General features: G+C 67.6%; 18 protein-coding genes. 16 read left to right on the top strand and 2 right to left on the bottom strand.

Annotation, left to right across the window (positions count from 1 at the left end):
- Positions 1 to 7: 7 nt before the first annotated feature.
- The 5 genes from grxD to ppnN all read left to right on the top strand — a co-directional run bounded on the left by grxD (position 8) and on the right by ppnN (position 6974).
- Complete coding sequence (grxD, locus tag ACT53R_RS01975) at positions 8 to 328, top strand: Grx4 family monothiol glutaredoxin (RefSeq protein ID WP_476170148.1); 321 nt, start codon at positions 8 to 10, stop codon at positions 326 to 328.
- The gene (locus tag ACT53R_RS01970) at positions 328 to 1068 is read left to right on the top strand and encodes an SDR family NAD(P)-dependent oxidoreductase (RefSeq protein ID WP_476170147.1); all 741 of its coding nucleotides are present in this window, start codon (positions 328 to 330) and stop codon (positions 1066 to 1068) included. Before grxD ends, ACT53R_RS01970 begins: the two co-directional genes overlap by 1 nt.
- Complete coding sequence (locus ACT53R_RS01965; RefSeq protein ID WP_476170146.1) at positions 1065 to 1673, top strand: MarC family protein; 609 nt, start codon at positions 1065 to 1067, stop codon at positions 1671 to 1673. Before ACT53R_RS01970 ends, ACT53R_RS01965 begins: the two co-directional genes overlap by 4 nt.
- A gap of 295 nt (positions 1674 to 1968) precedes the next feature.
- Entirely contained in the window at positions 1969 to 5421 is a 3453-nt protein-coding gene (locus ACT53R_RS01960) for a TonB-dependent receptor (protein ID WP_476170145.1), read from the top strand.
- 164 nt (positions 5422 to 5585) lie between these two features.
- Entirely contained in the window at positions 5586 to 6974 is a 1389-nt protein-coding gene (gene ppnN / locus ACT53R_RS01955; RefSeq protein WP_476170144.1) for a nucleotide 5'-monophosphate nucleosidase PpnN, read from the top strand.
- A gap of 27 nt (positions 6975 to 7001) precedes the next feature.
- Here ppnN and ACT53R_RS01950 read toward each other — a convergent pair whose 3' ends face one another.
- On the bottom strand, positions 7002 to 8063 hold the full coding sequence (locus ACT53R_RS01950; protein ID WP_476170143.1) for a sensor histidine kinase: 1062 nt from the start codon (positions 8061 to 8063) through the stop codon (positions 7002 to 7004).
- Positions 8064 to 8197: 134 nt separating this feature from the next.
- On the opposite strand from ACT53R_RS01950, the gene ACT53R_RS01945 reads away from it, so the two are divergent.
- From ACT53R_RS01945 to ACT53R_RS01895, 11 genes are all read left to right on the top strand, one after another.
- On the top strand, positions 8198 to 8830 hold the full coding sequence (locus ACT53R_RS01945; RefSeq protein WP_476170142.1) for a GspH/FimT family pseudopilin: 633 nt from the start codon (positions 8198 to 8200) through the stop codon (positions 8828 to 8830).
- Entirely contained in the window at positions 8830 to 9300 is a 471-nt protein-coding gene (gene pilV / locus ACT53R_RS01940) for a type IV pilus modification protein PilV (protein ID WP_476170141.1), read from the top strand. Before ACT53R_RS01945 ends, pilV begins: the two co-directional genes overlap by 1 nt.
- A 5-nt stretch (positions 9301 to 9305) precedes the next feature.
- Positions 9306 to 10343: a PilW family protein gene (locus ACT53R_RS01935; protein ID WP_476170140.1), complete on the top strand. Its 1038-nt coding sequence runs from the start codon at positions 9306 to 9308 to the stop codon at positions 10341 to 10343.
- On the top strand, positions 10340 to 10867 hold the full coding sequence (locus ACT53R_RS01930) for a pilus assembly PilX family protein (protein WP_476170139.1): 528 nt from the start codon (positions 10340 to 10342) through the stop codon (positions 10865 to 10867). Before ACT53R_RS01935 ends, ACT53R_RS01930 begins: the two co-directional genes overlap by 4 nt.
- 13 nt (positions 10868 to 10880) lie before the next feature.
- Positions 10881 to 14087: a pilus assembly protein gene (locus ACT53R_RS01925; RefSeq protein WP_476170138.1), complete on the top strand. Its 3207-nt coding sequence runs from the start codon at positions 10881 to 10883 to the stop codon at positions 14085 to 14087.
- A gap of 5 nt (positions 14088 to 14092) precedes the next feature.
- On the top strand, positions 14093 to 14533 hold the full coding sequence (locus ACT53R_RS01920) for a type IV pilin protein (RefSeq protein ID WP_476170137.1): 441 nt from the start codon (positions 14093 to 14095) through the stop codon (positions 14531 to 14533).
- 361 nt (positions 14534 to 14894) lie between these two features.
- Complete coding sequence (locus tag ACT53R_RS01915) at positions 14895 to 16085, top strand: integrase arm-type DNA-binding domain-containing protein (protein ID WP_476170136.1); 1191 nt, start codon at positions 14895 to 14897, stop codon at positions 16083 to 16085.
- Between the two features lie 276 nt (positions 16086 to 16361).
- Entirely contained in the window at positions 16362 to 16616 is a 255-nt protein-coding gene (locus ACT53R_RS01910) for a DNA-binding protein (RefSeq protein ID WP_476170135.1), read from the top strand.
- A gap of 3 nt (positions 16617 to 16619) precedes the next feature.
- Entirely contained in the window at positions 16620 to 19019 is a 2400-nt protein-coding gene (locus ACT53R_RS01905; protein ID WP_476170134.1) for a bifunctional DNA primase/polymerase, read from the top strand.
- 592 nt (positions 19020 to 19611) lie between these two features.
- Positions 19612 to 20355 (top strand): hypothetical protein, encoded by a 744-nt coding sequence (locus ACT53R_RS01900; protein WP_476170133.1) that lies wholly within the window; start codon positions 19612 to 19614, stop codon positions 20353 to 20355.
- 22 nt (positions 20356 to 20377) lie between these two features.
- The gene (locus tag ACT53R_RS01895) at positions 20378 to 20617 is read left to right on the top strand and encodes a hypothetical protein (RefSeq protein WP_476170132.1); all 240 of its coding nucleotides are present in this window, start codon (positions 20378 to 20380) and stop codon (positions 20615 to 20617) included.
- A 427-nt stretch (positions 20618 to 21044) separates the two neighbouring features.
- Here ACT53R_RS01895 and ACT53R_RS01890 read toward each other — a convergent pair whose 3' ends face one another.
- Complete coding sequence (locus ACT53R_RS01890) at positions 21045 to 21881, bottom strand: hypothetical protein (protein ID WP_476170131.1); 837 nt, start codon at positions 21879 to 21881, stop codon at positions 21045 to 21047.
- Positions 21882 to 22290: the final 409 nt, after the last annotated feature.

Below are 22290 nucleotides of genomic sequence, written 5' to 3'. Positions count from 1 at the left end.
GTCTCCCATGCCGGTGTTGGAACGCATCCAGTCCGAGATCGAATCCCATCCGATCGTCCTCTTCATGAAGGGCACGCCGCAGTTCCCGATGTGCGGTTTCTCCAGCCGCGCGTCGCAGGCGCTGAAGGCCGCCGGTGCCAACGGCTTCCACAGCATCAACGTGCTGGAAGACCCCGAAGTCCGCGCCAACCTGCCGCGCTATTCCAACTGGCCGACCTTCCCGCAGCTGTTCATCAACGGCGAGCTGATCGGCGGCTGCGACATCACGCTGGAACTGTACGAATCCGGCGAACTGGCGCGCATGATCGCCGAGGCGCAGAAGGCCTGATGACCGCGACGGAGCCCGTCGCGGCGGGGGCGCTGCGGGATCGCGTGGTGCTGGTCGCGGGTGCGCACGGCGCGCTCGGCCATGCGGCCGCGCTGGCGGCGGCGCGCGAGGGCGCGACCGTGGTGCTGCTCGGCCGCAAGGTGCCCAAGCTCAACCGCGTGTACGACGCCATCGTGCGCGACGGCGGCGAGGCGCTGCTGTATCCGCTCGATCTGGAAGGCGCGACGCCCGACGACTACGCCGAACTCGCGCAGCGCATCGCCGACGGCCCCGGACGGCTCGACGGGCTGCTGCATTGCGCCGCCGACTTCCGCGGCCTGACGCCGCTGGAGCATGTCGATCCCGCCGCGTTCGCGCGCACGGTGCACGTGAATCTCACCGCGCGCTGGTGGCTGACCCAGGCCTGCCTGCCGCTGCTGCGCGCCGCGCCTGATGCGGCCGTGGTGTTCGCCATCGACGCCGATGCCGCTCAGGGCGGTCCGTACTGGGGCGCCTACGGCCTCACCCAGTCGGCGCTGGCGACGCTGGTGTCGACGCTCCACGAGGAACTGCGCAACACGACGGTGCGCGTCTCCGGCCTCGCGCCCGGGCCGATGCGTACGCCGCTGCGTGCGAAAGCCTACGTCGAGGAAGAGGACGTGCTGGCACGCGATCCCGCCGCCATCGCCCCGGCCTGCGTCCACCTGCTGTCCGCCGCCGGCGCCGACCAGCGCGGCCGGACGTGGTCGCCGACGGCGTGAGCATCGCCTCCGCCGCGCTGCTGCTGTTCCTGATCCTCGACCCGCTCGGGAACATCCCGGTGTTCCTCGGTCTGCTGCGCCGCCTGCCGGCGCCGCGGCAGCGGGTGGTGCTTGGGCGCGAACTGCTGATTGCGCTCGGCGTGCTGATGCTGTTCCTGTGGTGCGGCAAGTACGCGCTGGATCTGATGCACCTGCGCCAGGAGTCGGTGTCGATCGCCGGCGGCATCGTGCTGTTCCTGATCGGCATCCGCATGATCTTCCCGCCGCCGGAAGGGCTGATGGGCGAGATCCCGGACGGCGAGCCCTTCATCGTGCCGATGGCCATCCCGCTGGTGGCCGGCCCCTCGGGCATGGCGGCGGTGATCCTGATGGGCAGCAACGAGCCGGCGCGCCTGGCCGACTGGAGCCTCGCGCTGCTGATCGCCTGGGCCGGCACGGCGACGATCCTGTTCTCCGCCACCTACCTCTACCGTTGGCTCGGCCAGCGGGTCCTGACCGCCGTCGAGCGCCTCATGGGCATGCTGCTGGTCGCGATCTCGGTGCAGATGCTGATGGACGGCATCGCCACCTACCTGAAGGTGCAGCCGGTGGTGCCGGTGCCCTGACCGGCCCGTGTGACAGCCATGCGCGGCTAGCCGTTTGCGCGCCCACCTTCAAGTGCTTTCTGAAGAATATTCATTCAATTCTTTCAATGACTTACAGGTCGGCGACACGGTCACGGCACTGTCATCTCCGCGTTCTATCGTGTTAACCTATGGTTAACCCGGACCTGTCCACGCGGCACGCCTGCGGGGCAGGGGCAAGGGGCCGGACAATCTCGAATCTGGTGGATCGCGACGCTGGCACGTTCGCGATCCTCTCGCACGTCAACGCATCGTTTCTCCACCGAGGCCTAGAGCAATGAACCACAACAACCGTCTCCGACTTTCGAAACTGTCGATCGGACTCATCGTCGCGCTGGCCGCGGCACCTGCGTTCGCCCAGAACACCACGGCGGCCGTCGGCGGCCAGGTGCTCGGTTCGGACGGCAAGCCGCTGGCCGGCGCCGAAGTCACGATCGTCCACACCGAGTCGGGCACGGTCAGCCGCGTCACCACCGACGCCAACGGCCGCTACACCGTCCGTGGCCTGCGCGTCGGCGGTCCGTACACCGTCACCGCGAACAAGGAAGGCGCCGGCACCCAGAGCGAGAACGACGTCTACCTCGCCCTCGACCAGACGTCCTCGGTCGACATCTCGATCGGTGCGCAGCAGCTCGAGGCCATCCAGGTGACCGGCAGCGCCGGCGCCAACGTGTTCAGCTCCGACAAGATGGGCGCCGGCACCGCGATCAGCCGCGCCGACCTCGACAAGTACGCGTCGGTCCAGCGCAACCTGCAGGACTACGCCCGCTTCGATCCCCGCCTGTCGCAGACCGACAAGGAGCGCGGCGAAATCTCCGCCGGCGGCCAGAACTCGCGCTACAACAGCGTGACCATCGACGGCGTCGCCACCAACGACACCTTCGGCCTCGAAGCCAACAACCTGCCGACCGCCAAGCAGCCGATCTCGATCGACGCGATCAACTCGGTGCAGGTCAACATCTCGAACTACGACGTCAGCCAGAAGGGTTACACCGGCGCCAACATCAACGCCGTGACCAAGTCGGGCACGAACGCGTTCAAGGGCTCGATCTACTACGTCTACCGCGACGACAGCCTCGCCGGCGACCGCTACAACCGCACCTCGGATTCCTACTTCGCCCCGCCGGCGTTCGAGGAAACCACCAAGGGCGGCACCCTCGGCGGCCCGCTGATCAAGGATCGCCTGTTCTTCTTCGCCGCCTACGAAGAACTCAAGAGCACCCGTTCCTCGCCGGAATTCGGCCCGCTGGGCAGCGTCCGCACCAACGTCGCGATCACCCCGAGCGCGATCGCCGGCGCGCAGTCGATCGCGCAGACCACCTACGGTGTCGACATCGGCCAGACCGATGCCTCGGCGGCCGAACTGGAAGTGAAGGACGCGCTGTTCAAGCTCGACGCCAACATCGGCGACCGCCACCGCGCCAGCCTGCGCTGGAGCAAGACCGAGCAGTCCGACCCGCAATACCCGAACTTCTTCAACAACCTGATCTCGCTCAGCTCGCACTGGTACAGCCAGGAGAAGACGATCGAGACCTACGTCGGCCAGGTGTTCTCCGACTGGACCGACAACTTCTCGACCGAGTTCAAGGTTTCGTATCGCGACTACAAGAGCACCCCGGTCAACAATTCCGACCTGCCGCAGATCCGCCTGAACTTCGCCGGCGCGCTGCCGCCGGGTTCGCCGGCGGTGTCGTCGACCAGCGCCGGCCTGATGTTCGGCACCGAGCGCAGCCGTCACTTCAACGACCTCTCGACCGAGACCTGGAACTACTACGCCGCCGCCAACTGGTTCGTGGGCAACCACAGCCTGAAGTTCGGCGCCGACTACGACGACAACACCGTCTACAACGCGTTCCTGCAGGACACGAAGGGCAACTACACCTTCGGCTGCATCAACACGTCGGCCACCTTCACCTACCAGTTCAACGGCGGCGCTGCGCTGTCGTGCAACACCGCGACCCGCGCCCAGAACGAAGCGGCCGTGCTCGAGAACTTCCGCCGCGGTCGTCCGACCAGCTATCAGGTGCAGGTCGGCGCGCCGGGCTTCAACATCAACGATGGCGTCGCCAACTGGGACTACCAGAACCTCGGCCTGTTCCTGCAGGACACCTGGACCGTCAACGAGCACCTGACCCTGACCGCCGGCGTCCGCGTCGACCGCAAGACCATGGGCGAGAAGCCGCTGTTCAACGCCGCCGCCGCCGCCGCGCCGGTGGCGGGCGCGCTGAACGGTTCGACCACCCCGCAGAACGGCACGGTGGTTCGCGCCACCGGTGGTTTCGGCCTGCGCAACGATGTCACCATCGACGGTGACAGCCTGATCCAGCCGCGCTTCGGCTTCAACTACACTTTCGACAGCGAGCGTGCGATGCAGCTGCGCGGTGGTTTCGGTCTGTTCGAGGGTGCTGCCGCGAACGTGTGGCTGTCCAATCCTTACTCGAACACCGGCATCGCGACCCGCATCATCGGTTGCGGCATCAGCGGTTTCTCCGCCTGCCCGGGCACCGACGGCCTGTTCACGCCGGACACCGGCGCCCAGCCGAGCAGCTTCAGTGGTGCCGTGCCCGCCGCCAACGTCGACTTCTTGGCCAGCAACCTGCACCAGCCGTCCGTGTGGAAGGCCAACCTGGCGTTCGAACACGAGCTGCCGTGGTGGAACATGGTCGCCAGCGTCGAGTACATCCGCACGCAGGTGAACGACGGCATCTACTACCGTCACCTCAACCTGGGTGCGCCGACCCGCCAGGGTACCGACGGGCGCAATCTCTACTACACCCCGCAGGGCTACAACCAGGCCTGCTGGAACGTCAGCGGCTCCAACAACAGCTCGGGCGCGACCTGCACCGGCTTCCGCAATCGCGCGCTCAGCAACGCCAGCTTCGCCAACGTGCTCGTCGCCGAGCGCACCGGCAAGGGCTGGGGCGACAACCTGACCTTCTCGCTGGGCGGCCGTTTCATGCACGACTGGTCCTGGAACCTGGGCTACTCGTTCACCCGCGCCAAGGAAGTCAGCCCGCTGACCTCGTCGGTGTCGAACTCGAACTGGAACTCGGTGTCGGTGTTCAACCCGAACGAGGAAGTCGCCGCCAATTCGGCCTATCTCGTCCGCGACCGCTTCGTCGGCCAGCTGAACTGGGAACACAAGTTCTTCGGCGACAACAAGACCTCGGTCGGCTTGTTCTATGAAGGCCGCAGCGGCAAGCCGTACAGCTGGATCTACAACAACGACCTCAACGGCGACGGCATCACCAACGACCTGATGTACATCCCGACGATGGCGGGCTCGGGCCAGGTGGTGTTCCGCGACATGAACGGCAGCGGCAGCGGTGCCGACGAAGAAGCGACCTTCTGGCGCATCGTCAACCAGAACGGCCTCAACCGTTATGCCGGCAAGGTCGCGCCGCGCAACAGCGCGTTCGCGCCGTGGACCAACTCGTTCGACCTGCGCATGAGCCAGGAATTCCCGGGCTTCTTCGACGGCAACAAGCTGCTGGTCTCGCTCGACATCCTCAACGTCGGCAACCTGCTGAACAAGAAGTGGGGCCACATCGACGAGGTCGCGTTCCAGTCGCAGGGTGGCCTGGCGCGCAGCTTCGTCAACTACCAGGGTCTGGATGCTTCCGGTCGTTACATCTACGGCGTGAACGGCAGCGTCGAGGACTTCGTGACCCGTCAGGCCAAGGGCGAATCGCAGTGGGCGGCACAGCTGACCGTGAAGTACAGCTTCTGATCCTTCGATCCGAAGCCTGATGCGACACCGAAACGGCCGGGGAAACCCGGCCGTTTCGCTTTCCGGAACCACGTCCCGGTGTGGCGGCGGCAGGTCTGTCCATGCGGGCGGCGCTGGGATACAGTCCCGCGGACACGAACGAAACGACGAACGACAAGCGAGCCATGACCGACCAACACGAAGCTTCCATCCTCCCCACCGTCGACGCGCACATCTACCCGCGCGGTGCGCTCGACGTGCTCTCGCGCGACGAGGTCGCGCGGCTGCGCGATGCGTCCAGCGGCGGCATGCACGAACTGCTGCGCCGTTGCGCGCTGGCGGTGCTGACCAGCGGCAGCGCGTCCGACGACCCGCGCGCCGCGCGAGAGCTGTATCCCGATTTCGACATCCAGGTGCTGCAGCAGGACCGCGGCGTGCGCATCGACCTCGTCAAGGCGCCGGCGATGGCCTTCGTCGACGGCGAGATCATCCGCGGCGTCGCCGAGCTGCTGTTCGCGGTGGTGCGCGACCTCGCCTACACCGCGATCGAACTGCGCGAGGGCCACGGCAACCGCGACCTCAACACCTCCGAAGGCATCACCGACGCGGTGTTCGGCCTGCTGCGCAACGCGCGCATCCTGCATCCGATCGATCCGAACCTCGTCGTCTGCTGGGGCGGCCATTCGATCAACCGCGACGAATACCTCTACACCAAGCAGGTCGGCTACGAGCTGGGCCTGCGCGGGCTCGACATCTGCACCGGCTGCGGCCCGGGCGCGATGAAGGGGCCGATGAAGGGCGCGACGATCGCCCACGCCAAGCAGCGCCATCGCCGCATGCGCTACATCGGCATCACCGAGCCGGGCATCATCGCCGCCGAGTCGCCGAACCCGATCGTCAACCACCTGGTGATCATGCCGGACATCGAGAAGCGTCTCGAAGCGTTCGTGCGCATGGCCCACGGCATCATCGTGTTCCCGGGCGGCGTCGGCACGGCGGAGGAAATCCTCTACCTGCTCGGCATCCTGCTGCGCGAGGAGAACGCGGGCCTGCCGTTCCCGCTGATCCTGACCGGCCCGTCGGCATCGGCGCCGTACTTCGAGCAGATCGACAAGTTCATCCGGCTCACGCTGGGCGAGGCCGCGACCTCGCGCTACCGCATCATCGTCGGCGATCCGGCGCTGGTGGCGAAGACGATGATCAACGGCGTGCGCAAGGTGCGCGAATACCGCATCGCCGAGAAGGATTCGTTCTTCTTCAACTGGTCGCTGGAGATCCCGCTGGCGTTCCAGCGCCCGTTCGTGCCCACGCACGAGGCGATGGCCGCGCTCGACCTGCACCACGGCCGAAAGCCGCACGAGCTCGCGGCCGACCTGCGCCGCGCGTTCTCGGGCATCGTCGCCGGCAACGTGAAGGAAGACGGCCTGCGCCGGATCGAACAGCACGGGCCGTTCCGCATCTCCGGCGACAAGGACATCATGCAGGCGCTCGACGCGCTGCTGCAGGCGTTCGTCGAGCAGCGCCGCATGAAGATCTCCGGCGCGTACCGGCCCTGCTACGAAGTCGTGGCCTGACGGCCGCGCGCCTGCGTCGGCGCGGGTTCAGGCCCGTGCCGGCGGCGGCAGGCGCACCGTCGCGATGAAGCGGCCGTCCGCGGTGGTGACCTCCACGCCGCCGCGGCCTTCGGTGTAGGCCTCGATCTGCGCCAGCGAGGCGGGCAGGCCGACGTTGTGCCCGCGCGACGCGCCGGCCGGTTCCGGCGGCAGCGGATTCGAGATCACGATGACGGCGCCGCCGTCGTCGCCGGCGTCCACCGCGATGTCGATGTCGCCGCCACCGGGCATGCGTTCGACGCCGTGCTTGATCGCGTTCTCGACCAGCGGCTGCAGCGACAGCGACGGCACCCGCAGGTCCGGCATGGGATCGGGCAGCCGCCAATGCACGCGCAGGCGCTCGCGGAAGCGCAGCGATTCGATCTCGAGATAGCGCCGGATCAGCGCGAATTCCTCTTCCAGCGGGATCTCGCGCGAGCCGCCGAGCGCGGCGCGGAACAGATCGGCCAGATCGAGCAGCAGGTCCTCGGCGTCGTCCGGCCGGCTGTGCACCAGCGCGGCGCCGGTGTTGAGCGTGTTGAACAGGAAGTGCGGCCGCACCCGTGCCCGCAGCGCGGCCAGTTCGGCCTGCTTCGCGCGCACCGCGAGCTGGCGCAGGCGCCAATGGTTCTGGAACGCGGCCAGCGCCAGCCAGCCGACGACCAGGGTGATGCCGGTCGCGCGCAGGAAGACGTCGTTGCGGGCCTGCGCCGGGATGCGCCAGACCTCGCCTAGCAGCAGGTCGCTGATCGCGAACACCGACCAGCAGCTCATCACCAGCAGCCCGAGCGCCAGCCAGGCGATGCGCATCGGCCGGGTGTCGCGCAGCCGTTCGCGCAGCAGGTACAGCGCGCCGAGGGTCAGCAGCGCCACCCACTGCACCAGCAGCGACAGCAGGCCGAAACGGATCCAGCGCCCCAGCGGCGGATCGCCGGCGAGGGTGAGGACGGCGGCCAGGCCTTCCGCGGCGACGACCACCCAGATCAGCACCTTCGCCTGCCACAGGCTGTCCAGCGGCGCGCCGACGGGCGCCGGATCGAGCGGAGCGGGGGCATGCGCGGGCCGTGTCATCGGCGCATGATGCCCGGGCCGGCGGCGCAGGGGCAGGGGGACCGCTCATGCAGCCGTGCGGGCCGCCCATCGGCCATCGTCTGGCCGCTCACCGGGACCGGGCCTAAGCTCGGTCCATCGATCCTGGAGGCGCAATGCGACCCATGTTCCTGCGACCCATGTCCCGACGCCGGCCGCTCCCCGCCGCCTGCCGCGGCCGACGCGCCCGGACGGCCGGTTTCACGCTCATCGAGCTGATGATCGCCGTGTTCGTGCTGGCCGTGGCCATCGCGGTCTCGGTCCCGCTGTTCACCAACGTGGTCAACGGCAGCCGGCTCACCGCCAACGCCAACGAACTGGTCGCCGCGATGCAGTCCGCCCGCGCCGAGGCCATCCGCCAGAACCGCCGCGCGTCCCTCTGCGGCAGCGACGACGGCCTGAACTGCAGCAACACCACCCCGTGGCGGGGCTGGGTCGTCTTCGCCGACGCCGACGCCGACGGCATCGTCGATGCCGGCGAGCGCGTCCGCTCCGGCACCATCGAGGCGCCCGTGCAGGTCATTCCCAGCGCCAACATCACCGGCGCCAACAACCGCATCCTGTTCCGTGCCGACGGTCTGGCCTACGGCAACGGCAACATCCTGCTCGAAGCGAACCTGCGGGTCTGCCTGCCCACCACCAACCCGCCCCAGAACGCGCGCGACGTGAATCTCGCCATGGGCGGCCGCGCGGCCGTCCGCGCCCCCATCAATGCCGCAGGCGCCTGCCCCGCGCCGGGGAACACCTGATGGCCACTGCATCCGTCTCCCGCCGTGTCCGTGCTTCCGCCCGGCGCCGTGCGCCCGCCCGGGGCGTGGGCCTGATCGAAGTCCTCGTCGCCGTGCTGGTGCTCGCCATCGGCCTGCTCGGCGTCGCGGCCATGCAGGCCATGGCGCTGCGCAACAGCCAGAGCTCCCTGGAACGCAGCCAGGGCGTGGTCCACGTCTACACCATCCTCGACGCGATGCGCGCCAATCCGGTCCAGGCGCGCGCCGGTGCGTACAACATCGGCATGACCTGCGTGGTGCCCGGTGGTGGTTCGCTCGTCGCCAACGACATCAATGCCTGGATGTCGGTCGTGCAGCAGAACCTCGGCCCCACCGCCTGCGGCCAGATCAACTGCGTCGGACCGATGTGCACCATCACCGTGCGCTGGGACGATTCGCGTGGCACCGCCGGGTCCGTCACCCAGACCTTCACCACCACTTCCCGGATATGAGCCACATGCGCCCCTTTCCGCGCCGTCCCTCCGCGCGCCCCGCGCCCCGCGCCGCCGTCCGTGGCCTCAGCCTCATCGAGCTGATGATCGCGATGATGCTGGGCCTGCTGGTGGTGGCCAGCGCGAGCGCCATCTTCCTGTCGAACCGGCAGACCTACCGCGCCACCGAAGGGCTGGGGCGTGTGCAGGAAAGCGGTCGCATGGCCTTCGAACTGATGGCCCGCGACCTGCGCGAGGCCGGCGGCGTCCCCTGCGGCAATGCCGATCGCACGGAACCGCTCAAGCTGGTCAACGTGCTCAACAACCCGACGACCAACTGGTGGAGCAACTGGAACAACGGCGTGCTCGGCTATGAGGGTGCCATCCCGGGCGGCAATCCCGCGAATCGCGTGGCTGGTACCGACGCGGTCGACCTCATGTCCGGCGATACCTCCAGTGCGGTGACCGTGGTGGCCCACGTCCCCGCTTCGGCCCGATTCGATCTCAACACCATCCACCACAACCTGGACGACGGCGATCTTGCGATCGTCTGCGACTGGCGCCAGGCGTCACTGTTCCAGGTCACCAACGCCCAGCCCGAGATCAATTCCAACGTCGTCCACAATCTTGGCGGCGGTGTCCCGGGCAATTGCAGCAAGGGTCTGGGTTACGCCAACCCGCCGGTCTGTACGCCGCTCGGCACGCAGTACGAATACGGCGCGAATTCCCAGATCGTCCGTCTCTCGGCCACCCGCTGGTTCGTCGGCACCAATCCGAACGGCGGCCGCTCGCTCTATCGTTCGATGCTCACCAACAATGGCGGTGCCTTGGTCGTGCGCGACCAGGAGATCGCCGACGGCGTGAACGACATGGAACTGCAGTACCTGGTGGACGGCGCCGCCAACTACGTCGACGCGTCCGCGGTGGCCGCCAACCAGTGGCGCGACGTCACCGCCGTCCGGGTCACCCTCGACATGCTGAGCGAAGACCGCGCCGGCGTCGGTGGTGCCCAGCTCGCCCGTCGCATCGCCCATACCGTCACGCTCCGGAACCGCATGCAATGAACCGTCCCGCACGCCGTCCCGCGCCTCCGCGCCATCGCCGCGGTGCCACCCTCGTCGTGGTGCTGATCCTGCTGCTCGTCATGACCCTGCTCGGGTTGGCCAGTCTGCGCGGCACGATGCTGGAGGAGCGCATGACCTCCAATCTGCTGGATCGCAGCCTGGGCTTCCAGGTCGCCGAGGCCGGCTTGCGCGAGGCGGAAGCCTCGCTCGATCCGAACCCGACATTCCCCGCCGCGAACTGCGTGGTCGCCACCGGGTTGTGTGCGACGCCCGTGGCTTCCGATCCCGAGCGCTGGCTGGACCCCGGTTTCAATCAATGGCATACGGGCACCGCGGCCGATGCCAACACCGATCCGCCGCAGTACATCATCGAAAGCATGGGCGAAGGCCCGAACTGGCGCGACTGCGACCGGCTTTCTCCCATCCATCCCCTCTGCCTGACGCCGCGCTACCGCGTCACGTCGCGCAGCCAGCAGGCCGGCCGCGCTTCGGTCACGCTCCAGACCGTCTACGCCGGCAAATAATCGCGAGGTTGCCGTGAACACTCCTGTCCGCACCGCTCCTTCCCGTCGTTCCCGCAAGGCCTGGCTCGCGCCGGTGCTCGCGTGCATCGCGACGCTCGCCGGATTGCCCGTCCATGCCACGGTGTCGTTCCCCGACATGCCGATGCAGACGAACCAGGGCGTGCCGCCGAACATCTGGTTCATCCTCGACGATTCGGGGTCGATGGCCTCGGCGTTCATGCCCGACAACGTACCCGGCACCACGCCGACCAACATCGCGATGCAGGCTTACACCCGCAACACGATCTACTACAACCCGGCGAACGTGTATCGCCCCTGGCAGGCGTCCGACGGCAGCTACTTCACCGATACGCCCTACAACGCGGTGTGGAACGACGCGACCGCGTTGAGCAGCACGTTCGACCTGTCCGCCAGCACCCAGACCTTCTACGTCCCCAACGTCGGCATCACCGATTACGCCGATGCAAAGCAGTACACCCGTTACCGCCTGCTGGTCGGCGGCACCGCGGACGCCTGCACCTGGAAGACCACGACGCCGGTCGGTTTCAACGTCTGCCTGCCGGTCACGACGTTCACCTGGCCGGGCGGCATCGTCCGCACGGTGAACCAGGAGCGCCAGAACTACGCGACCTGGTATTCCTTCCATCGCACCCGCACCAAGGTGGCGAAGGCCGGCGCCAGCTACGCCTTCAACGACCCCGCGATCTTCAACGAGGACAACGACTACCGCGTCGGTTTCACGACGATCTGGCAGCGCAACGAATTCCGCATCCCGGTCGGCAACAACGGCGGCCTGTTCCGCGGCAACAACCCGGGCGAGAACCGCCGGGTGTGGTTCGATCGACTGTTCGGCGCCATCGCCAGCAGCAACACCCCGCTGATCCCCGCGCTGACCCGCGCCGGCAACTACTTCCAGGAAACCGGCACCAACGGTCCCTGGGGTCCCCAGGCGAACGGCGCGCAGTACGAGTGCCGCCAGAACTTCTCGATCCTGACCACCGACGGTTACTGGAACAATCTCACCGGCGCCGGCACGCCCGGCAACAGCGACAACAGCTCGGGTGCGGTCATGACCCGTCCGGATGGTCCTTCCTACCAGTACACCGCGCAGGATCCGTATCGCGACAACTGGAGCAACACGCTCGCCGACATCGCGATGCAGTACTGGAAGACCGACCTGCGGCCGGAAGCGCAGATGACCAACATCGTGCCGTCCTCGGCCACCGACCCGGCCTTCTGGCAGCACATGGTCACCTTCGGCATCTCCATCGGCCTGCAGGGCACGCTGGACGTCCCGTCGACGCTGTCCCTGGTCCGCGCCAAGTCCCCGGTCGCCTGGCCCGATCCGATGGACACCGAGAATCTGGAGCGCATCGACGACCTGTTCCATGCCACCGTCAACGGTCATGGCACCTTCGTCGCGGCCAGCAATCCGGGTGAATTCGCCAGCGGCCTGGCCAACGCGTTGCGCTCCATCGCGTCGCGTCGCGGTTCAGGTTCGAACGCCACCGTCACCGGCACGTCGACCTCCGGCGGCAACAAGGTCTTCCAGGCGCGCTACTTCTCTTCGAGCTGGTACGGCGAACTGCAGGCCTACAACGTCACCGGCACCGGCGTGGACACCACGACGCCGGCGTGGACGGCCAGCATCCCCGCTTACGGCAGCCGTTACATCTACACCCACAACGGTTCCGCCGGTACCACGTTCCCGACCGCCGCGCAGACCACCGTCCTCACGCCGACCATCGCCAGCTACATCGCCGGCGACCGCAGCCTCGAACTGCCCGGGGCCGGGAAGATCTATCGCGAGCGTTCGTCGCTGCTGGGCACGATCGTCGACAGCTCGCCGGCCTACGTGAAGACCTCGAACACGGTCGAGACCGTCTTCGTGGGCGCCAACGACGGCATGCTCCACGCCTTCAACGCTGCCGATGGCGTCGAACGTTTCGCCTACGTGCCGCGCGGCATCGATCTGCTCAAGCTCAAGGACTACAGCGATCCGGACTACGGCCACCGCTTCTTCGTCGACGGCCCGATCGTGATCTCGACCAAGCGCGACCTGCCGTCGCAGACCGTGCTGGTGTCCACGCTCGGCCGCGGCGGCAAGGGCCTGTTCGCGCTCGATGTCACCGACCCCAGCCTGTTCAATTCGACCAAGGTGCTGTGGGACCGCGACGCCAGCTTCGACAACGACATGGGCCAGGTGCTCGGCAAGCCGGTGGTCGCCAAGCTCAACGATGGCAGCACCGCGCTGCTGGTGCCGAACGGCTACAACAGCAGCAACGAGCGCGCCGTGCTGTTCGTGCTCGACCTGCTCACCGGCGCGAAGATCGCCGAGATCGACACCGGCGTGGGCTCCGCGGTGGCACCGAACGGCCTGTCGGCGCCGCGCGGCTGGGACGCCGACGGCAACGGTACCGTCGACTACGTCTATGCCGGTGACTTCCGCGGCAACGTCTGGAAGTTCGACCTGCGCGCCAGCAATCCCAGCAGTTGGGATGTCTTCGGCGGACACGCGTTGTACCAGCCCGTGGCCCCGGGCACGCAGCCGATCACCGGCGGCGTGACCATCGCGGTCGATCCGTCCACCGACAAGCGCTGGGTGTTCTTCGGCACCGGTCGCCTGTTCACCAGCACCGACATCGTCGATACCACCCGCCAGACCTGGTACGGCGTGATCGATGACGACGCGGCCTCGGCGGCGGTGACCCGCACCAGCATGACCGCCCGCAACATCGCCCAGTACGACTCGGGCAACAAGACCCGCGCCTTCGAACCGCATGCGGCGCTGCCCGGCAGCAGCAAGGGCTGGTACATCGATCTCGACCTGCCGCCGTCGAATACCCTCGAAGGCGAGCGCATGGTGGGCGACCAGCAGGTCATCAAGAACGTGTTGATCGCCGCCAGCATCATTCCCAGCACCAGCAACCCGTGTTACCCCGGTCGCGGTTACATCAACGCGCTCGACGGTTTCACCGGCACCAGCCTCGATACAGGCTTGTTCGACGTCAACCGCAACGGTAGCTTCGGCGATACCGGCGACAAGCTCGGCGGCACCGCGGTCGGTTCGCTCGATCTCGGCGTGGGCATGGTCACCGATCCGGCGCTGCTGGACCGGTTGCTGGTGGCGGGTGGCTCGCTGGCCACGCTGGCCTCCACGCCGCTGAACCCCGATCTCTACGGCGGCCGCATCTCGTGGCGCGAAATCATCCAGAGGTGACTTCCATGACCCATCATCCCCGTGCCCTGCGCAGCACCGCCGGCTTCACCCTGGTCGAGCTGATGATCGTGGTGTTCATCATCACGCTGCTGGCGGCCATCGCCTATCCGACCTACATGGACCAGGTCGTCCGCGTGCGGCGCGATGCGGCCAAGACCTGCCTGTCGGAATCGGCGCAGTTCATGGAGCGCTTCTACACCACGAACCTGCGCTTCGACCAGACGCTTCTTGGCGCACCGGTCGCGCTGCCGCCGTGCAACAGCGGCACGGACGTGACGAACTTCTACACGATCTCGCTGACGGCCGTCGGCCAGCGGAACTACACGCTGCAGGCTGTACCGAAGCCGGCGCAGGCCAGCCGCGACGGCGCCTGCGGCACGCTCGGCATCGACAACACCGGCACCAAGACCAAGACCGGCACCGACACGGTCGATTATTGCTGGTGACCTTGCTGCCGGGCCTGCGGGCCTGACGGTGCGACGTGAAAAGGCCCGCTTCGGCGGGCCTTTTCATGGGCGGCACGATGGCGTCGTCGGTGGTGCCGCGCGCAAAAGAAAACCCGCGACTCGCGTCGCGGGTTTCCGGAAGATGGCGCCCGAAGTTGGACTCGAACCAACGACCCCCTGATTAACAGACGCGGCGACCGGCCGGTGCCACGATTTGCTTTCCGGGTGAAAACACGCGCTTACAAGCTGGGCATTGCTCGACATATTGGCACCGAGTCAGATGGTTTCGGGTGCCGGACGGTGTAACCGGGTGCTCCGAAACGGTGTCCGGCTCGTGTCCAGACAACCCGGAGCATTCCCCATGAAAGCCAAGATCACACAGGCGCTCGTAGAGCGGGCGCCGACGCCGGAGCGTGGCCGCTCGACGCTGCACGCCGACCCCGAGCTGCGGGGCTTCTACCTGATCGTGACCCCGACCAAGCGCAGCTTCTACGTGCAGTCGACGGTGAACGGCAGGCAGGTCCGCTCGAAGATCGGCGACCACCCCGCGATGACGGCCAGGGACGCGCGCGCGCTCGCCGCGCGGACGCTGGTCGCCATGCGCGCCGGCACGAACCCGACCGAGGAGCGACGGAAGGCGAGGGCGCGCGGCATCACGCTGCGGCAGGCGCTCGACCTCCACGTCGCCGCCCGACCGCTCGCGGCGAAGACGGTCGAGGGCTACCGCTACAACTGCGCGCAGTACCTCTCCGACTGGCTCGACAGGCCGCTGGTCGACATCGGAGGCGACCGCGTCGCCGTCCGCGAGCGGCACGCGCGGATCACCAAGAAGAGCGGGGCGACGACCGCCGACGCGGTGTTCCGCATCCTCAGGGCGGTCTACAACCGGGGGCTGCGCGAGCACCCGGACCTGCCCGCGAACCCGACCGCCAACGTGGACTTCCACGGGCAGCGTCGCCGGAAGGTGGACGCCGGGGCCGACAAGCTCCGGGCGTGGGGCGAGGCGGTGCTGCGGCTCTCGCCCGTGCGCCGGGACCTCCACCTCTTCATGCTCCTCACGGGCATGCGCCGCACCGCGACGTGCGAGGCCCGACTCGCGAGCGTCAGCGCCGCGGGCGACGCCCTGCACGTCCCGAACCCGAAGGGAGGGGCGGCCCGCGCGTTCGACCTGCCGCTCTCCGCGCCGCTGCGTGACCTCGTCGCCAGCCGGGCAGCGGAGGGCGCGGCCCAGCACCGCAGGAGCCCGTGGATGTTCCCGTCGACGTCGCGCAGCGGGAGGGTGTCCGAGGTCCAGCAGGAGGAGCTCGGCGACCTCGTCGGCCACGCGCTGCGCCATGCATACGCGACGCTCGCGCTGGAGGCCGGCGTGCCGATCGCCGAGCTCAAGTTCCTCCTGAACCACGCGGCCGACAGCGTCACGATGGGGTACCTCGCGCCCAGCCTCGACCACCTGCGCGCATGGCAGGAGCGAGCCTCCGCGTACATCCTCGACAAGCTCGGCCTGACGCACATGCCCGGGACGTGGCCGCCGACGCGCCCAGGCGACACGTGACGCGCGCGACGGCCTCGGCGCTGACCAGGTAGCGGCCGAGGCCGTCTGAGCCTCAGGGCTCACCAGGAATATTCCGGCCGGACGGGTGTCGATCAGGGGTTTACTGCGTAAATCCCGCGCGTCACGATGTGCTCACCGTCGCGCCAGCGACGCGCCACTTGACTAGGCCCGCCCCGCTGACGAGGGGACACATCGGGCACCTCCTTCTCGACGAACAGAGAGCGTCCTCCCGGGCATCCGCCTCGGGGGACGCATTCGTTTTGGAGAAGTGAAGAGATGACGACCGTCCGAGAGCTCAACGAGCTCCTGCAACTCGACGACGAGGCGTTCGTGGACACGCACGAGGCGTCCGCGGTGGTGGGCCTAGCCTACGAGTCGCTGGTCTGGTACCGCAAGCGCAAGCCCGCCCTCAGCCCGAAGTTCTACCGCGTCGGCCCGAAGCTCGTGCGGTACAAGATGGGCGACCTCCGCAGGTTCCGCAACGGCGACCCGAGCGGGCACCACGTCCCGCCGACCGTGACGGAGGGCTGAGACATGGGCGCCGCAGACAAGAACGCCCGCCCGGGGGATGAGGCCGGGCGGGCGCGAGACGACTTGCTTGAGACGAGGCCCGTCGCGGACCCCGGTGGAGATATTGCCGGGGCAGACGCGCCGCGTAAGCCATCGTCCTTGCGACCCTACCTCGACGCCGGCCTCGACCTGATCCCGCTCCACAGGTGGGACCGCGTGGATGTGGACGCGAGGGGCCACCGCAGGCAGCGCGGCAAGAGCCCGCAGCACGTCGACTGGACCACCCGCCGCTACGACCCCGGTCGCGTCGCCGCGGCCGCCGAGCGGGACGGCAACAACGTGGGCGTCCGCCTGCCGCCGACCGCCGTCGTGCTCGACGTGGACCCCCGCAACTTCGGCGAGGGGGACAGCCTGCTGTCACTGATGATCGACACCGGCCTCGACACGCGCGGGGTGCCGCACACCGTCACGGGCAGCGGCGGCGACCACTACTGGTTCTCGAAGCCCGCCGACGCTCGACTCGTCGACAGCCTGAAGGAGTACCCCGGCGTCGAGTTCAAGAGCGAGGGGCGACAGGTCGTCGCCGCCGGGTCGACGCACCCGGACGGCGGCCGCTACCGCTGGGCAGACGGGCCGGGGGCGGTGGACCTGCGCTCGCTCCCGCCGCTGCCCCCGAAGCTGCTCGCGGCGGCGCGACGGCCCGTCGCGTCGCACGGCGGTGAGACGGCCCCGGGCGAGCTCACGCCGTGCATGCTCAAGGAGACGCTCTCGCAGCTCGACCCGTGCGACTTCCGGGAGCACGACGACTGGCTGAGCCTGATGATGGCCTGCCACCACGCGACCGCGGGCGAGGGCCGCCAGGAGTTCGTCGACTGGTCCACCGGCGACCCGGCCTACGCCGACCACGGCTGGATCATCGGTCGCAGGTGGGACTCGCTGCATGCCGAGCGCGCTGGCAACGGCGCGAGGCCGGTCACCGCGCGCTACCTGCACAAGGTCGTGCAGGAGCGCGGCGGCCATGTCGCGCAGGCTAGGCCGGAGGACGACTTCGAACCGTGGGAGGAGGACTCCGTGCGCGACGGTGACGGAGATCAGGCGGGCCATGTGATTGAGCGGTTCAACGTGGATCACTTCACCGTGCTACACGGCGGACGCTACCTCGTCGGTCGTGAGGGTAGGCATCCGACGCTTGGTTACAGGCAGGTCGAGTGGTTCCCCGACGAGGCGATCCGCAAGTTCCACAACACCAGGTTCGTCGAGGTGCCGAAGGACGGGTCGACGAAGCTGGTGCCCGAGGGCGAGTTCTGGACTAGGCATCCGCGTCGCAGGCAGTACGACTGCGTTGTGTTCGACCCGAGTCCGCAGGGCGCGCGGCCGACGGCGTACAACCTGTGGAAGGGTTGGGCAGTAGAGCCTCATCCGGGCGACTGGTCGTTGATGCAGCGCCTCGTGCGCGACGTGCTGTGCGGCGGCGATGTGGAGGCGTTCGACTACGTCATCAGGTGGGCTGCCTTCATGGTGCAGAACCCGCATGTGCCCGCAGAGGTCGCCGTCGTATTTCGCGGCAAGAAGGGGCGTGGCAAGGGCCTGTTCGCGCGTGCACTCAAGGAGCTGGCCGGCCAGCACGGCAAGCAGATCGCCTCCGGTGAGCAGCTCACGGGCCGCTTCAACGATCACCTCATGGATTGCATCTGCCTTTTTGTCGACGAGGCGTTCTGGGCGGGGAACAAGCAGGCCGAGGGCGTCCTCAAGAACCTCATCACCGAGCCGGTGCTCACGTTCGAGCCGAAGGGGCTGCCGCTCGTCCAGGGGCCCAACCTGCTGCATGTCGTGATGGCATCGAACGAGGAATGGGTTGTGCCGGCCACCGAGGACGAGCGCCGCTTCGCGGTGTTCGAGGTGTCGGAACAGGGCTATGCCGCGCTGCCTCCGGGCTTCTTCGGGGACCTGGTCGACCAGCGCGCTGCGGGCGGACTGGCCGCGATGCTCCACGACCTGCTGCGCATCGACCTTGCTGGCTGGCATCCCCGCAAGAACGTCCCGCGCAATGAGGCACGCGGGGAACAGGTGCTGCGCAGCCTCTGTCGTCAGGAGCCCGCCTACGCCCTCTGGTACGACGCGCTCAGTCGTGGCTCGCTCCCCTGCAGTATCGACCCGACGCGCGATTGGTCGAACGCGCCGCAGATTCTGAAGGAGAGGGAGAAGGACGCACTCACCGACGCGATCAACGAGCGTGCGGCGACGATGCGCCACGCGAGGACCCGCGAGTACTCCAAGCGCAGGGTTGCTCTGTTCCTGAAGGATCAGGGCATCGACATAGACACGAAGCATGGAGGTCTCCGGTCATGGCACATCCCGCGGCTGTGCGAGGCGCGCGAACTGTTCGAGCGTCTCATCGGCACTCAGATCGAGTGGGAGGATTGACGCCACGGTCGCTGCGGTCACATGAGGGTCGCATGCTCGGTCGCGCGGAAGTCTTGCGCCGCAAGGCTTCCAGCCGATCGGTCGCTTTGGTCGCGATTCTCGCCGAGTCCGCGGCCGGGCCGACTCGTCGGCCCGGCCGCCCGAAAAGGCGCTGTGTGACACGGACTGTTTCTGATTCTTATTTTCTAAGTGACCAAAGTGACCAAGTGACCAAAGCTAGTAACCGCAAGGCTTTCGGACGGTCGCATGGTCGGTCGCACGGTCGCTTCGTCGAAACCAAGTCGCGCCGTGGGCGTCCGGTCGGCCGTGCTGTCCCGACACTCGCGCGCGAGCCGGCCGACCCGCCTATCGGTCGATCGGAGGGCGGAAGGCGCCGGGGCGCTGCGCCGCGCCCCCGTGGCCGTCGGTGCCCACGGCCCGGACACGGCCCGGAAACGAACGCTGGCTTACGCGCGCGTCCGCACGCGACGAAATGCGAGCACCTGGTCGACGCGACGGCGCGCTCGACCTGCCCTCGTGGGAGGGCGTGCCGGGACCCGACGGGTCCGTGCAGAGACCAGGGAATCCCCTAACTGCACGCGGAGCACGCCCCATGAACGTCCTCGACCCCGAGATTCCCTTCCACAGCGGCTCGCAGCTCGTCGAGGCCGCGTCCGCCATCGACGCGGTGCACGCCCGCACGCTCAAGACCATCGAGCGCCTCCAGCGCGACGTGGACGCGCGCAGGCAGGCGGTGGCCGCGCAATGGAAGGGCGCCGCCAGCGCCGGCATGCAGCCCGGCGACGTGCAGCGGATCGTCGCCAACCAGTCCCGCGCCGCCATCATCGAGATCAAGCGCAACGCCGAGCGGGAGCTCGACGCGCTGCTGAAGGAGGCGGGCGCCTCGCAGTCCGCCGCCGCTGCGGGCCGGCGCTTCTACGACAGCCCGGTCAAGACCCTGAACCGCCTCACCCTCGGCGACCCCAGGCGCAGCGAGTACATGCGCCAGGTGGAGTCCGTGGGCCCCGCCGAGCTGACCCACCTCGCGCAGTTCGCCGTCTCGACGTCCAACCATGCGCTCGCCGCTGCCATCGTGTCGCGCCTCGACGTCACGCCCGTCAAGGACCGCCCGTTCTCTGCCGTCGAGCTGGCGCAGGCGATGCGCCTGGAGGAGCACCGCAAGGGCTCCGAGGCCATCAAGATCATCGACGCGCGGCTCCAGTCGATCCTCGTGGCCATCCGCGCGTGGAAGGCGGGTCAGGACAACCCGCTGGACAGCGTCGCCCTGGCCCTCCGCAACCGCGAGCTGGACGAGTCGGTGCTCGACGAGCGGGGAGGCGGCCGTGGGGCCGCGTGACGCGTGGGGCCCGCGCGAGCGGATGCTCTGGGCCGGCCTCGCCGTGATCGTTGGGGTCGTCGCCGACGGCCCCGGTGGCTGCTCGGACGCCCGCGCGTTCAGGCGGATCGAGGCGGCTTGCCGCAGCTTCGGCGTGCCCTGGGACCTGTTCGAGGAGCTGGCCGCCCGCTTCGATTTCCACTACTACCCGCCGATGGACTGCTACCTGGGCAGGGATGCCCTCGCGGAGGCGAGGCGGGCGGAGCGGGCGGTCCTGCACTGACCCGGCCGTGTCTGGGCGAGGGGCGGCGACTCCGCCGCCCTTGCAATTCAACGACTTGAATGACTACCTGCTCTGACATGCTGTCGGCAGGCCATCTGGTTAAGCATGCTGTCGGGTAGCGGACAGACGAGCGTAAACCCTTGACGGCGTTCACAAAGCAATGGCCGCCAAGTGGCGGCCCCTTGCGTTTAAGCATAAGATAACGGTACCCGTGACGGGACTCGAACCCGCAATTTCCCTGCAAGGACTCGGTTTTAAAGACCGCTGCGTCTACCAGTTTCGCCACACGGGCTTGCAACAAAGGTGAGCGACTTGCTTTCCACGCGGGGCAGGACTTCCAAGGGTCCTGTCCCGCTTCATTTCTGGCCTACGAACACGGAAAGCCCGGTCACTCGCGGTGGGCAATGTCCGTAGGCGCACGTTCTCCTCATGACGGTTTCCCCTTGATCGAGTCGCGGCGGAGCCGCTTGATGTAGGTCTCGATCATCACGCTCAGCATGTCCCAATCGTCCGCCTCCAAATCTTTGGGGACGGAAATGATCGCCGCGTGCTTTCCAGGGATCGGGATCGTGAAGCGCTCGACGTCTGCAGGCGGCGGGGCGTCCTCGTGCGCGTCCGGCGAGCTGCGAGGGGGCTTGGTGTCGGTGGGCGGGGTGTCAGCGGGAGGCTGTACCAGATTGCCGTTCGGCTGCCCCTTCATGACCATGTTCCCATCGATCTTGACGACGCCTGAGACAGCCAAGAACTCCAGCAGGGTGTCCAGGCTCTTGCGGTGTGACTTCTGCGCCTTGGACTCCTCCGCCAGAAAGCCGGCTGCTTCGTCCTTGGTGAGGGGGCGGAAGGTGAGCTTCGGCAGCAAGACTTTTGCCGCCCAAGTCGGGGCGAAGATGCTGTGGAGCTTGAGCCCAGCCGTATCGGGGTTCCACTCGTACGCGTGGAGGTAATCAAAGACCGCGTCGGTGGGACGCTGCTTGCGCCCCTCGGAGATGAGGGCGCCGGAGTCGCTGAAGAAGGGATTGCAGATTGAGATGGAAGAGGGGGCCAGCCCGTTGACCGCTGCGACCTCTTCATTGCTAACAGCCTTCTTGTCCGGGCCGCTAGCGGCCGCGTATGCCCGGAGAACATCCAGTTGACGCTCAAAGCCGACCCGGTCGGTCGGGATCACCTTCGTGAGGTTCGCCTTGGTCGGGCGCGACTTGCCAATGCCGCCCGGCATCTCGATCTCGGCGGGGTTTTCGGAATCCAGTGCGTCGTCTCGGCTCATGGCGCTACCTCCAGTCTTGGCGAGGATCGTACTCTCATTCCTCGGCGGCCGCAAGTCGTTGACGCATACGAAGCGAATTTCTGCGCATTCCAATTGATTTTAAATTTAAAAATTCAAATTTATCAATTAGATACAGAATCATGTTAGAGCTTTAGATATGCGTTGATACGGAATTCCGTCGTGTCGCCGTGGTGGTATCGATGGGGGTCGGAACCGTTCCCACCCGACGGGGGATTCCGAGCGGGAGGGGGTGAGTGCGGATGTTAGCTGGTTCTTGCCGTAAACGCCGCCTTACGGTAGGTCCGACAGCCCGGCACGGAAGTCAGTCGAGTGCCGGGGTTGGGCATCGACACTCCTTGATTTTTTTTCTTTACGCAGCGCAAGAGATTCAATGCTCGATTGAGCGGTG

Source organism: Lysobacter sp. DMC104 (assembly GCF_056313665.1).
This window is presented reverse-complemented; position numbering and strand designations above follow the sequence as displayed.

Bases quoted from the DNA above. Each gene is read 5' to 3' on its own strand.
- ppnN (WP_476170144.1), top strand. From the start codon at position 5,586: ATGACCGACCAACACGAAGCTTCCATCCTCCCCACCGTCGACGCGCAC.
- ACT53R_RS01970 (WP_476170147.1), top strand. From the start codon at position 328: ATGACCGCGACGGAGCCCGTCGCGGCGGGGGCGCTGCGGGATCGCGTG.
- ACT53R_RS01890 (WP_476170131.1), bottom strand. From the start codon at position 21,881: ATGAGCCGAGACGACGCACTGGATTCCGAAAACCCCGCCGAGATCGAG.
- pilV (WP_476170141.1), top strand. From the start codon at position 8,830: ATGGCCACTGCATCCGTCTCCCGCCGTGTCCGTGCTTCCGCCCGGCGC.
- ACT53R_RS01920 (WP_476170137.1), top strand. From the start codon at position 14,093: ATGACCCATCATCCCCGTGCCCTGCGCAGCACCGCCGGCTTCACCCTG.
- ACT53R_RS01945 (WP_476170142.1), top strand. From the start codon at position 8,198: ATGCGACCCATGTTCCTGCGACCCATGTCCCGACGCCGGCCGCTCCCC.
- ACT53R_RS01950 (WP_476170143.1), bottom strand. From the start codon at position 8,063: ATGACACGGCCCGCGCATGCCCCCGCTCCGCTCGATCCGGCGCCCGTC.
- ACT53R_RS01905 (WP_476170134.1), top strand. From the start codon at position 16,620: ATGGGCGCCGCAGACAAGAACGCCCGCCCGGGGGATGAGGCCGGGCGG.
- ACT53R_RS01915 (WP_476170136.1), top strand. From the start codon at position 14,895: ATGAAAGCCAAGATCACACAGGCGCTCGTAGAGCGGGCGCCGACGCCG.
- ACT53R_RS01935 (WP_476170140.1), top strand. From the start codon at position 9,306: ATGCGCCCCTTTCCGCGCCGTCCCTCCGCGCGCCCCGCGCCCCGCGCC.
- ACT53R_RS01895 (WP_476170132.1), top strand. From the start codon at position 20,378: ATGCTCTGGGCCGGCCTCGCCGTGATCGTTGGGGTCGTCGCCGACGGC.
- ACT53R_RS01910 (WP_476170135.1), top strand. From the start codon at position 16,362: ATGACGACCGTCCGAGAGCTCAACGAGCTCCTGCAACTCGACGACGAG.
- ACT53R_RS01960 (WP_476170145.1), top strand. From the start codon at position 1,969: ATGAACCACAACAACCGTCTCCGACTTTCGAAACTGTCGATCGGACTC.
- grxD (WP_476170148.1), top strand. From the start codon at position 8: ATGCCGGTGTTGGAACGCATCCAGTCCGAGATCGAATCCCATCCGATC.
- ACT53R_RS01900 (WP_476170133.1), top strand. From the start codon at position 19,612: ATGAACGTCCTCGACCCCGAGATTCCCTTCCACAGCGGCTCGCAGCTC.
- ACT53R_RS01930 (WP_476170139.1), top strand. From the start codon at position 10,340: ATGAACCGTCCCGCACGCCGTCCCGCGCCTCCGCGCCATCGCCGCGGT.